The sequence below is a fragment of the Pseudopedobacter saltans DSM 12145 genome, from assembly GCF_000190735.1.
In the GTDB taxonomy this organism is placed as follows: Bacteria; Bacteroidota; Bacteroidia; order Sphingobacteriales; family Sphingobacteriaceae; genus Pseudopedobacter; species Pseudopedobacter saltans.
This window is the reverse complement of sequence record NC_015177.1, coordinates 543,756-555,754: the sequence shown is the minus strand read 5'-3', so window position 1 is coordinate 555,754 and position 11,999 is coordinate 543,756. Positions and strand designations below refer to the sequence as shown.

Genomic DNA, 11,999 nt, shown 5'->3' with positions numbered 1-11,999 from the left:
AGAATTAACAGAACCTTTCAATATAAAACATATTGTGAAATGAGAAACGTTTATGTATACACATGTGTGAAATCAGGGAACGTTTTCAACCGTCTTTTGATTATTCTTACTTGAAAGGGATAATATTTTTTATTTTTATCCAAGTAAAACCACTGAAAAACATTCTTTTATCACAAGTCGAAGCTTATCTTATTCACTCACCTATGGGAAAAAGAGTTTATCAAATTGACCTGTTTAGATTTATTGCTGCAATAGTAGTGGTCTTGCATCATTATTTATTCAGAGGGCATGCGGCTGATGGCAAAAGTCCGATTGCATTTGACGGACTTGCAGATATTTTCAAGTATGGATATTTAGGTGTCGATTTTTTTTTCATCATCAGCGGATTTGTGATCGTTCTTTCCATCAGAGATTTATCTATTAAAAAATTCATCGTTTCCAGAATTACCAGGCTTTACCCCGCTTATTGGTTTTGCGTTATATTGACTTTCCTGGTTATCACTTATTTTGGATCTCCGATATTCTATGCCAACTTTCCACAGTTAATTGCAAATCTAACCATGCTCCATAGCTTTATTGGCTACGACAATATTGATGGTGTTTACTGGTCGCTAATTGTAGAACTTCAATTCTACTTCCTGATAGGTGCATTTCTTATTTTTAATCAATTCGTAAAAATAAAATTCGATCATTTAGTCTTGTTCTGGTTAGGAATTACAGTACTACATCTGTTTTTCAAAGATTTTATAATATTTAAAGCCGCTTATTACTTGCTGATACTGGAATGGAGTTCATATTTCATAGCTGGAATAATATTCTATCAGATCTTTAAAGAAGGGATAAAGACAAAACATATAGTTCTGTTATTGATATGTCTCGCAATCTCTTTAAAAGGAGCTATAATCCAAATAGACAAGGTACAACAACATTATAATACATCATTTTCTCCTTATATCATTTGCGCTGCAATTACCGCTTTTTATTTATTGATGTTTTTGGTCACAACAGGTAGGCTGCAAGCCATTAACTCACCAAAAATGCTTCAATTAGGTTTACTTACCTATCCACTATATTTGGTTCATCAGAACATTGGTTATATTATCTTCAATAATTTTGGAATGTATATCAATAAATATTTTCTACTGTTATTTACTGTTACACTCATGTTAATGCTATCCTACTTCATAAGTAAATATATAGAGCCACCTATCGCTGCTTTTTTAAAAAATGTGCTGGAAAAAAGATTTTATCTCAAAAGCCGCAAACTATCATCCCAAACCTAACTCACTTCTTAATATTCTACCTCTCACTTTAACCCCTCTACTTTAAACTCTTAACTTTCAACTTTCAACTCCAAAAAACTACCATCCCCTTACAGCTCCACCTTTAAAGGCTTTTTCTGCCGCCTCTTCAACCTCTTTTGATTGATATGCTTTCACAAAATTCTTTACTTTATCCTGGCCTTTATTATCTTCTCTGGCAACAATAATATTTACATATGGAGATTCCTTATCTTCCTTTAAAACACCGTATTCATTAGCATCAAGGCCTGCCTGCGCAGCAAAGTTATTATTGATAATAGCCATAACAACCTCCTTATCATCCACTACCCGACTCAATTGCGGAGCTTCGATCTCTAGAATTTTTAGATTTTTAGGATTTTCTATAATATCAGTCACCCGTGGCAAAAGCCCCACACCATCCTTCAGTTTCAAAAGTCCATATCTTTGCAAAAGCAATAAAGAACGGCCACCGTTTGTTGGGTCATTAGGAATAGCGATTGTACTTCCCGGCTTTAGCTCATCGATGTTTTTAATTTTCTTTGAATAGCCAACGATCGGATAAACAAAAGTTTTTCCAACCACAGCCAATTCATAACCTCTTTTAGCTGATTGCTCTTTTAAATAAGGTTCATGCTGAAAAACATTCACATCGATATCTCCGTTATTCAACGCTTCATTAGGTACTACATAATCGTTAAAAATAACCAATTCCACATCCAGATTATACTTCTCTGCGGCAACTTTTTTTGCTGCTTCAGCCAATTCTCTTTCAGGCCCCGATGTAATACCAACCCTAATTAGATTTGGGTTATCTTTTTTTGCACCGCCGCCGCAAGCTTGTAATAAGATGGGAATTATAGCAAGTGCCAATATTCTTTTTATAGCGTTCATGTTTGTTAAGTTGTATGTAGTAAGTGATAAGTAGTGAGTTTTAAGTTGTATGTAGTAAGTTTTAAGTATTAAGTTATCTATTACAAATGTAGTCCTTATTTTCCATGCAATACGTCCCCTTCTGTTGTTGCAACTTATAACCTATAACTTACAACTCGAAACTTATCTATGATCAAATCTCCTCGAAAGCCTATCTCCTGTAAACTGTATAGTAAAAACCAAAGCCACCAATAACACAAGGACGGTATTCATCATCACCGCATCGTAACCAATATATCCGTACTGATAACCGATTTGTCCCAAACCGCCAGCACCAACAGCACCTCCCATAGCAGAGTAACCAACCAAAGTAATTAAAGTAATAGAAGCATTGTTAATTAACGAAGGCAGTGCTTCGGGTAACAGAACTTTACAGATAATCTGCATTGGACTTGCACCTAAAGCCCTTGCAGTTTCTATTAAACCACCCGGAACTTCCAATAAACTATTCTCTACCAGTCTTGCTACAAACGGAGCAGCGCCAACACTTAGCGGAACCAACGCAGCATACATACCGATAGAGGTCCCTACCATCGCTCTGGTAAAAGGAATCATCCATACAATCAGAATGATAAATGGAATAGAGCGGAAAACGTTCACCAGAAATGACACTGTTTTATTGTATATCCTATTTTCAAGCAACTGCCCTTTTCTGGTCAGGAATAAAAGAGTACCAGTTGGCAATCCCAATACAAAACCAAAGAAACCTGCGGCCAAAGTCATAAAAACAGTTTCCCAAAGTCCTTTCAACAATAAAGAAATAGTCATATTATCCAGCATATCCTTTTATTTTGTATTTAACACCATATTTCTCCAAATATCCCAACAACACTTCAGTTTGCATTTCGTCCGTTTGTATATGTAGCTGTGCCCTGCCAAAACCATTAACACCAGGCTGCCCATTTTCTACTCGGTACAACTTATATATCATGTTCTCCTGATGGATATAAGCAAGCAATTGCTCTACATTCAAATCCTTGTTAAAAGAGATTTCCAACAAAGGAAACTTATTTTTAGCCGGTTTTGTTATCAGCGAATCCCTCAATCTCACGGGTACTTCCATTTCCCGCTCTGTAAGTAACTGTGCTATTATAGGGTGCGAACTTTCCGAATAAAGTTCTTCCAAACCACCCTTTACAAGCAATTTACCCTCATCAATTACCGCTACATGATTACAGATAGCCTTTACCACCTCCATCTCATGGGTTATCAATAAAATAGTAATTCTAAATTGTTGGTTGATATCCCTCAACAATTGTAAAATAGATTGTGTGGTAAGGGGATCTAATGCACTTGTCGCCTCGTCGCACAATAGTAAATGCGGATCGTTAGCCAAAGCCCGGGCAATGGCCACGCGCTGTTTCTGTCCACCAGAAAGATTTTTAGGATACTCATTGGCTTTATCCTGTAAACCAACCGTTTTCAGAAGACTATTTACTTTGCCGGCAATAGTCGCTTTATCCACACCGTCCAGTTCCAAAGGCAAAGCCACATTATCAAATACCGTTCTCGAAGACAAAAGATTAAAATGCTGGAATATCATTCCTATCTTCTTCCGTTCATTGGCCAATTCAGCATGTCGCAAAGGAATCAGATCCTTACCATTAACAATAACCTGTCCTGTATCCGGCTTCTCCAATAAATTCACACAACGAATAAGCGTACTTTTCCCTGCTCCAGAAAAACCAATAATACCTAAAATGTCACCCTGTTCCAACTTCAGATTAATATTATCCAAAGCTTTAAACGACTGTTTGCCCTGATGAAAGGTTTTAGATATGTTTTTCAGCTCGATCATTATGCCTGCTCATTCATTAAAATGGATTATGCTCACGAAAATAATGCTTTTATATACAAAAAGTCGATAAGACATAGGGGAATTTCACGATTTATATCCGATCTGTGCGGTTCGCTATTTACTACTCATTTTTCTAACATCTATACTCAGCTTAAAATCATTACAATTTACTAATTCAAAACCGGCAGCTCTATATAGGATGCGTTTTTTATATTTCTGTATAAACTATGTTTTTCCTTTTTAAAATCTTCTTTCAGCGCCTCATAAATATTCATAAACTTTTGTGGATTTCTGTCTGCTAACGGAAACCACGTACTTTGCACCTGAACCATTATCCGGTGTCCCTTTTTAAAAGTATGCCCAATATCTGGAATCTGAAATTTAACTTCTTCGATTTCATTCGGAACAAAAGCTTTAGGATATTCGAAACTATTACGATATTTCCCTCTAAATATATCTCCCCTTATCAACATCTGATATCCTCCCATTACGGTAGATTTTGCTACATGCATGGGTTTAGGTTCGTTTTCCGGAAGCACATCTATCAGCTTCACAACAAAATCCGCATCAGTGCCAGTTATGGAAACCTTTAAATTTGCCGAAAGAGGGCCCGCTAAAGTGACATCCTCTGTTAAAATTTCCGTCTGATAAACCATAACATCTGGTCTATTTCCAACAAAACGCTGATCGGCGACCATATATTCAGCTTTCCTGTTTTCAATAACACCTTCCTGAAATGGTATTGGTTTATTCGGATCACTAAGATATTCATCAGCTCCTTCTTCCTCAACAGGTTTATCAAAACTCAACTTTCCGTTCGCATGGAAGTACAGTTTCCTCTTGCCCATGTTATCAGGAGGCCAAACTTCAAATTTATGCCACTCATTACTTCCCGAAAAAAACACATTAACCTTAGCCATATCAAGGCTTCCTTCCTCTTTTAGGTAATATTTAAAAAAAGGTAATTCAAAATTCTGTCTGTAATCCAGAGCCGTCTTCCTTCCAAAACTCATGTCTCCAAAAAAATCCCCATCCGATCTCACCCAGCCTCCGTGAAACCAGGGTCCAACAGCAAAAAAGCAGGGAGTAGCCGGATTCTGATCACGAAGAGTTCTGTAAGCAGCAAAAGTTCCGTAAACATCTTCTGCATCGAAAAAACCTCCTACAACCAAAACTGCGGGCTTTACCTGTTTCAAATAGGGTAATATTACCCTGTTTTTCCAATAGCTGTCCCTATCCGGATGAATAAACAGATTATTCCAAAATCTGATATTATCTCCAAAATAAGTCTGCTTTAAGTCCTTTAATGTGTGATTTAAATAAAACTGATAACCATCCCTTACAGGTAATTTCAAGGCTTTTGGCCCTTTATCCGGAGTAATAGGAACAGGTCTGTTTACACCAAAAGTGCTCATAAACCTAAAAGCATCCATAACAAAAAGAGCACCGTTTCGGTGAAAGTCATCTCCGGTAAACCAGTCAATAGCCGGAGCCTGTGGAGAAACAGCCTTTAGTGCAGCATGCGCGTTCACCAAAGCTGCTGCCGCATAAAAACCTGGATAAGATACCCCATACATTCCCACCCTACCATTATTATTCGGTACGTTCTTAACCAGCCAGTCTATAGTATCGAAGGCATCAGTACTTTCATCTGTATCTTTTTTGGTTTTGTGAGTTATCTGGGGTCTTAAATCATCAAAGTCTCCTTCGCTCATCCATTTACCACGTACGTCCTGATAAACGAATATGAATCCCTCATACATCATTTCAGGAAAATTACCCAAACTCGTTTTATATTGATTAGAGCCATAGGGAGCAACGGTATAAGGTGTTCTGTTTAATAAAATAGGGTACTTTTTAGATTTATCTTTAGGGACATAAATAGCCGTAAACAGTTTTATACCATCTCTCATGGTAATTTGTTTCTCTATTTTTTCATAATGCTCTCTAACATAAGCAGAATCTGTTTGGGCAAAAACGGTATAGCCAATAAACAGATAAGTAAGTACAATAAAAAATCGTTTCATTGTGTTTATTTATAGCATAAAGATATTTCTTTCGCTGCATTTTTATAGCTTAGGCAAGAAACAGAAATAACAGATTGCCCAAATTAGGTTGTCTTCAGATATCGAATTAAATAAATCAAAATCTACTTAAATCCAGCTGGCAAGCTCAATAATTGATATTGAATAGTTTTTGCAAGTCTGTAATTTCCATTCGCATTAGGATGCAGTAAATCCGTTTGCGGATGATGAAAATAATCACTCTGAGAAGCCGAAAGTGGATAAAGTCCGGACAAAGAAAAAAGATCAATAACCGGAACAGACCAATAAGAACCAGCTTGCTTAAGAGCAGCTACGTAGTCATCAATATAAAGCCCCTGCCCGTTTGCAAAGCGTTCTTCCGGTTGTACATTTTTATCACCAAACTTTGCATACCCGCGGTGTATAGGCGTCAGGATAACAATCTGTTGTTTCGGAAAGTGATCCTTCAGAAAAGACAGCACCATATTGATGCGTCCGCAAAAAGTTCCACCATCCATAATCGCTTCCCTATATTTCCTTTTTACTTGTTCACCATTATGATTGGTTGATTTTTCACTCTCGGTATAAAATGTTCCCAATGGCAAACCACGATTATAATCATTCGTACCGGCAAAAATCAAAATGGCATCTATACTATCCTTTCCTTCTTCATAAAGTTTATTGGCTTGCTTATAAATGCCATCCCACTGGTTTCCATTAATGCCATAAACATAAGGTTGTATTCCCAGAAGTTCCGTTAAATATTCCCAGTAAATGTAGCTTGTCCCTACTCTCTTTTTGTCCGTCATAGAGTCACCAAGAAAAGCTACATGCTTTCCCTTCCATTGACTTTCAAGAGTTTTCTCTTCCTGCTTTATCTCAACTTTCGGCGTTTGTGCTTTTATTTCTCTACAGATTAAGCAGCATAAAAACAGGATATATGGTAGTATAATTGACTTCTTCATAACCAAATATACAATTTCACCTTCATTAGATTATAACTGCATAAAAGGCTTTATTATCCTTTTCTGCAGATTGAACTTGCCATCTCTAGCTCAAGTATTAGTGCTAAAGACACGAGCCTAAGCCTGACTTGGACTTATTACATTACGCATCGTAAACATCTATTTTCACTAATTCCCTGCTTTAAATCAGAGATACTGAAGAGTCAATAATTTCCTAATGAGTTTTAAACTTTTAAAGACAAAGACTTATCTTGCATTATGCATAAACCAATAAAATTCCTATTCCTGTTTTTAGCATTATTAGGAACTATAATATCTAAAGCTCAAAACATTAGAGTTTCTGGAGGTAAGAAAATAGACCAACGATTAGTCGGTACATGGAGTGGTTCCGAAAAAGACCAGCAAATGAAGGACGTTTCCCGAAAATGGGAAATGAAAAGGTATGATGATGGCAATTTTACAATAACCTTCACCACCAATTATCTTGGAGATGAACAGGTATCGGTAGAGGAAGGTAAATGGTGGACCAAGAAGAACAAATTTTATGAATACCACAATGAATCTAAAAAAACCGATATATATGAATATCACATACTAGATGACGATAACATCAAATTTAAATCTATCAAAATATCTCTCGAGATGGAGGTTGATAGTTACGAATTTACAGACACACGCGCACCCGAGTCAAAAACAGACAATAATAATATCTATCAAAGTGCAATTAAGGTAAATAACATTCGTGAAGAGTATGAGTATGTTCGAAATAACTGTGTCAATTGCAAAGTAATTTTACAGTCGCTAAAATTTTATGGAGGTAAACCTTTTGATATATTACAGGTAAAAAGGGAAGACGGTAATATTCAGGATTATATCTTTGACATTAGCTCTTTTTTTGGAAAAGGGTTTAAATAAATTGGTTGTTGTAAACCCACCCAAACAAGGCACAAGAAGTTCCAAAGGAATGTTTTAGCTCCGTTACTTGCTTACCTTACCCTCTGACATGATGTAAAGAACGATCATCGCTCCCACAGGACAAACTTTAAACCGTAGCTAATCATAAGAATCGAAGAAAATCTAAATATGCCGCATGCCATGCCTAAATAGAACAAGGTAATTGAATCCAGATTGACTCGGGATAGATGAATATCAGATTCGACTTTCCTTCGGGAATTGTTCGGGTGTGCTTCGGCATTTGCCAAAGGTTTGTCGAACAAGTGTCGAAGAAAATGGCGTTTTGCCGAAGCTTTGTCGAAGAACACTCGAAGAAATGTATGGTTTTGTCGAAGAACACTCGAAGAAGAGTCGTCGCCTTGTCGAATTTGTCTCGAATTTGTCTCGAATTTGTCTCGGACACATCCCGATAAATTAAACCATCTGCGAAGACTTTAAAAACAGGTAAGTCTACCTGTAGTCTTTCTTGTGACATTGCAAGAAGCAATTAGAACTATAAATATCCAAAGAAAATTATTTTGTGTTTTTATTTTTAAATTAAGGATTTGATGACCAATTATTTTTATCTATCCGATTGTTACTATTTAATACTAGGGGTAAAAAATCTGTTTTTCCTTTATCTGCTTTTAAAATAGTAACAGCATTGCCATAAAGTTTTAACACTGCATAGGCGGTTGCTTCCGAATACCCCACTCATTTAAGTGTTCTGAAAGATCACTTAAATGCCTTTTAAAAACCAAGGACTCCGTCCAAAATGTTTGTATTTCACTTTATTCTATACTACTGCAACTTACCGCCTGCCAGCCGCAGGCAGGGACACAGTCCTCTGTTTTCAAACTAAAGATTTCAGAGACTGCCACAAGCGAACTCTGAAACCAGAGGGGCCTCCTACGGCAAGCTTTGATAAAGAACTAACCGTTATAGTATAATCTCAAAAATCGGTAAAATTCTCTACCGAACGGTTAAACAGTAAATACCGTTCGGTATTGACATCCACGCCGTCGAGCATCAATCCTGTTTCTAAACTTCTCTCCTGTTCTATGATTTTTGAAAAATGGTAGGGGCAATTAAACAGAGTCCCATACAACAAGTTTCTATAAGAAACCAAAATTATAGTGTAAGCGCCTTGTACCGCTCGGTGTAAGCGCCTTGTACTGGTGTGTTCCTTATATATAGGTGATATTAAGCCGGTACGAAAAGACATTCCCCAAAAACATCTGCAGATATACCAACCTGTCTTTATAACAAAAAACCCAGAGCTATTCAAGCTCCGGGTACCACACACTAAGGTTCAAACCAAATTATTGAGAAAATCTTATAGCGGAACAACGGTATAACGTTTTCCCTTTTCTGTCTTAAATTCTATTCCATAAGTCTTTGCTATTTTCACATCTACCAGTTTAGCATTCGTTACATTGGTAAACTTTAAACCTTGTACGCTAGGTAATAATGGATTAGCACTCTGCCCTTCTACCTCTGCCCCTTTAACTTCTACCACCTTAATTGGATAAAAAGACTTCACTCTACAAACACCACCTTCATTAGATAAAATAACAGATTTAACCAGTTTATTCTGGTTCCATTCCATATCAACAGTAAAATTACCTCTGCTCTTAATTCCTTTCACAGCTCCCTCCTTCCATTCATCCGGAAGAGCAGGAAGCAAATGCAAGGCACCATTATGGCTTTGCAACAACATTTCTATGATTCCTGCCGTAGCACCAAAATTCCCATCAATTTGGAAAGGTGGATGGGCATCCAATAAATTCGGATATGTACCACCGCCACTCATTTGTACATTGGTCAGTTGCTGGTTTACTCCTGCCGAATGTTTACCATCGCCTTCTGCTGTTTTAGCAGGATCAATCAATGTCAGGCCATCTTTTAAGATCTTTAAAGCATGGTTCCCATCCTGTAACCTCGCCCACCAATTAATTTTCCATGCCATAGACCAACCGGTACTTACATCTCCCCTATGAATAAGGGACTGCTTAGCAGCTGCAGCCAGTTCTGGTGTGGTCTCTAACGTAATTTGGTTTCCCGGATATAAACCATACAAATGCGAGATATGTCTATGTGTATCTTTAGGATCGTCTATATCAAAAAACCACTCCTGCAATTGTCCATATTTGCCGATTTGATATGGGTACAGCTTGGCCTTAGCTGCTTCCAACTGTTTTACAAAATTAGCATCAGTATCTAAAGCCTTAGCAGATTGAATACAAGCATTAAACAACTCCAGCATAATCCCCAAATCCATGGTTGTCCCCTTACTGATCTCATATTGTTTCTTATTGATGGTAAAGGTATTTTCCGGAGAAGTTGATGGATTGGTGATCAAATATCCGCTTTGGTCAGGTACCAGCCATGCCAATAGAAACTCGGCCGCGCCCTTCATTAAAGGATATGCTTTCTCCTTCAAAAACCTTTTATCGCCCGTAAACAGATAATGATCGTACAAATGCGTACTTAACCAGGCACCGCCCATTGGCCATGCCGACCAGCGTGGTGAACCTTTCGGATCCCAGTCATAACCACCCGTTGGTGAAGTTTTTGCCCAGATATCGGTATTATGATGCAATACCCATCCCTTGTTAATATTATAGTTGATTTTCGCTGTTTCCTTTCCATTCACGGCAAGCCTTTCCAGAAAATCAAATAATGGATAATGCAGTTCAGACAAATTAGTATTCTCCGCCAACCAATAGTTCATTTCCGTATTGATATTTACGGTATAATTACTGCCCCAAGGTGGTTGCACATGATCATTCCACAAACCCTGTAAGTTTGTTGCCTGAGAACCCGGTCTTGAACTGGATATCATTAAATAACGACCAAACTGAAAATACAACACCTGCAATTCCTGATCATTTCCTTTCTGTCCCTGTCTGGACAAACGGATATTGGTTGGAAGATTAGCCAAATCAGGACGATTTCCTAACTTCAAAACCACCCTGTTAAACAGTTTACTATAATCAGCAATATGGGCTTGCTTCATTACATCATATTTTTTTCCAACTGCAGCAGCCAGATTAGCCGAAGCCTCAATTGACGGATTTTTACCTGCAATAGTTGGCGATTTGTCAAAACCGTTAAAACTTGTTCCACTGGATAAATAAATGGTTACTGCATTGGCGTTTTGCACAGTAATTTTATTTCCTACTGTTTTAACAGTTCCACCTTCGTTCAAAACTTTTAAATGAACTTCAAAAGTCATCCCTTCTCCGTTCTCATCGTAAATAATTTGCTCTGGCTCTGTTGGTCTATGTGCCACATGTTTAGGAGCTTTTCCTTTCAAAATCAGTGCATTTTGCCCTACAGCATTGGTTTTGTATTTCAGCTTACTGATTAAATCTGTAGTAAAACTTAAGGCATTTTTCTTATCGGCAGTTAGCCTAATAGCCATCACCTTGTCTGGGTTACTCATTAAAGTTTCCCTTTTATAAGTTACTCCGCCTACTTTGTAAGTTACCGTGTGTACAGCACTATTTAAATCTAAAGATCTTTTATAAGCCTGTACATCGCTATCTTTATGATTAAAATCAAGATAAAGATCAGCCATGGTTAAATATCTAGCAGAATAAGGCCCTTGATTATTCTTCTTCCAGATTTCAGCGGCTTTAGCATAATCCCCATCGTCAATGGCTTTTCTTACCTGAGGCAAAGCCGCTGGACCTTTTGGATTATTTCCCGGATTAGGGAATCCAGACCATAAAGTTCCGTTATTCAGTTGAAAACGTTCTTTGCCAACGCCACCAAAGACCATGGCTCCTTGAAAACCATTACCTATAGGTAAAGCCTCTTCCCAAATCTTAGAAGGTTCCTTATACCATAAAACTAAATTAGGATCTGATTTGCTTTGCGCAAATCCTGCAAGATTTGCTATCACAAAAAGTGTCAACAAGTATATATATCTATTCATCATCATTAAAAGTTAGGCTCTTAAATAATGGCTCTATTTTGTACTAAAATATTGATCAAAGTGGATTCTCCCCTATACTGTCATGCTGAACTCGTTTCAGCATCTCATCATATAAGTTTCGAA

At 37.4% G+C, this 11,999-nt stretch carries 8 protein-coding genes; 2 read left to right on the top strand and 6 right to left on the bottom strand.

The annotated features are described in order from the left end of the window. Window positions 1-203 precede the first annotated feature (203 nt). Complete coding sequence (locus PEDSA_RS02305; protein ID WP_169311972.1) at window positions 204-1,283, top strand: acyltransferase family protein; 1,080 nt, start codon at window positions 204-206, stop codon at window positions 1,281-1,283. Between the two features lie 78 nt (window positions 1,284-1,361). On the opposite strand, the gene metQ is transcribed toward PEDSA_RS02305, so the two are convergent. The 5 genes from metQ to PEDSA_RS02280 form a co-directional block, all read right to left on the bottom strand. Further along, complete coding sequence (gene metQ, locus PEDSA_RS02300; RefSeq protein ID WP_013631539.1) at window positions 1,362-2,174, bottom strand: methionine ABC transporter substrate-binding lipoprotein MetQ; 813 nt, start codon at window positions 2,172-2,174, stop codon at window positions 1,362-1,364. A gap of 162 nt (window positions 2,175-2,336) precedes the next feature. Beyond that, window positions 2,337-2,993, bottom strand: a complete 657-nt coding sequence (metI, locus tag PEDSA_RS02295) for a methionine ABC transporter permease MetI (protein WP_013631538.1) — start codon at window positions 2,991-2,993, stop codon at window positions 2,337-2,339. Beyond that, window positions 2,983-4,011, bottom strand: coding sequence for a methionine ABC transporter ATP-binding protein (locus tag PEDSA_RS02290; protein WP_013631537.1), 1,029 nt, complete (start codon window positions 4,009-4,011; stop codon window positions 2,983-2,985). The genes metI and PEDSA_RS02290 overlap by 11 nt, the downstream gene beginning before the upstream one ends. Window positions 4,012-4,181: 170 nt before the next feature. Continuing rightward, a complete protein-coding gene (locus PEDSA_RS02285) occupies window positions 4,182-6,038 on the bottom strand; it encodes a CocE/NonD family hydrolase (RefSeq protein ID WP_013631536.1) in 1,857 nt (618 codons plus the stop codon). A gap of 122 nt (window positions 6,039-6,160) precedes the next feature. Continuing rightward, entirely contained in the window at window positions 6,161-7,000 is an 840-nt protein-coding gene (locus tag PEDSA_RS02280) for an SGNH/GDSL hydrolase family protein (RefSeq protein ID WP_013631535.1), read from the bottom strand. A 258-nt stretch (window positions 7,001-7,258) separates the two neighbouring features. Here PEDSA_RS02280 and PEDSA_RS02275 point away from each other — a divergent pair, with 258 nt between their 5' ends. Further along, window positions 7,259-7,915: a hypothetical protein gene (locus PEDSA_RS02275; RefSeq protein ID WP_013631534.1), complete on the top strand. Its 657-nt coding sequence runs from the start codon at window positions 7,259-7,261 to the stop codon at window positions 7,913-7,915. A 1,354-nt stretch (window positions 7,916-9,269) separates the two neighbouring features. Here PEDSA_RS02275 and PEDSA_RS02260 read toward each other — a convergent pair. After that, window positions 9,270-11,882: a glycoside hydrolase family 95 protein gene (locus PEDSA_RS02260; RefSeq protein WP_245546813.1), complete on the bottom strand. Its 2,613-nt coding sequence runs from the start codon at window positions 11,880-11,882 to the stop codon at window positions 9,270-9,272. Between the last annotated feature and the right edge of the window lie 117 nt (window positions 11,883-11,999).

What these genes read in the sequence shown, in the direction of transcription:
- PEDSA_RS02305 (WP_169311972.1), top strand. Translation starts at nt 204, where the DNA reads ATGGGAAAAAGAGTTTATCAAATTGACCTGTTTAGATTTATTGCTGCA.
- metQ (WP_013631539.1), bottom strand. Translation starts at nt 2,174, where the DNA reads ATGAACGCTATAAAAAGAATATTGGCACTTGCTATAATTCCCATCTTA.
- metI (WP_013631538.1), bottom strand. Translation starts at nt 2,993, where the DNA reads ATGCTGGATAATATGACTATTTCTTTATTGTTGAAAGGACTTTGGGAA.
- PEDSA_RS02290 (WP_013631537.1), bottom strand. Translation starts at nt 4,011, where the DNA reads ATGATCGAGCTGAAAAACATATCTAAAACCTTTCATCAGGGCAAACAG.
- PEDSA_RS02285 (WP_013631536.1), bottom strand. Translation starts at nt 6,038, where the DNA reads ATGAAACGATTTTTTATTGTACTTACTTATCTGTTTATTGGCTATACC.
- PEDSA_RS02280 (WP_013631535.1), bottom strand. Translation starts at nt 7,000, where the DNA reads ATGAAGAAGTCAATTATACTACCATATATCCTGTTTTTATGCTGCTTA.
- PEDSA_RS02275 (WP_013631534.1), top strand. Translation starts at nt 7,259, where the DNA reads ATGCATAAACCAATAAAATTCCTATTCCTGTTTTTAGCATTATTAGGA.
- PEDSA_RS02260 (WP_245546813.1), bottom strand. Translation starts at nt 11,882, where the DNA reads ATGATGATGAATAGATATATATACTTGTTGACACTTTTTGTGATAGCA.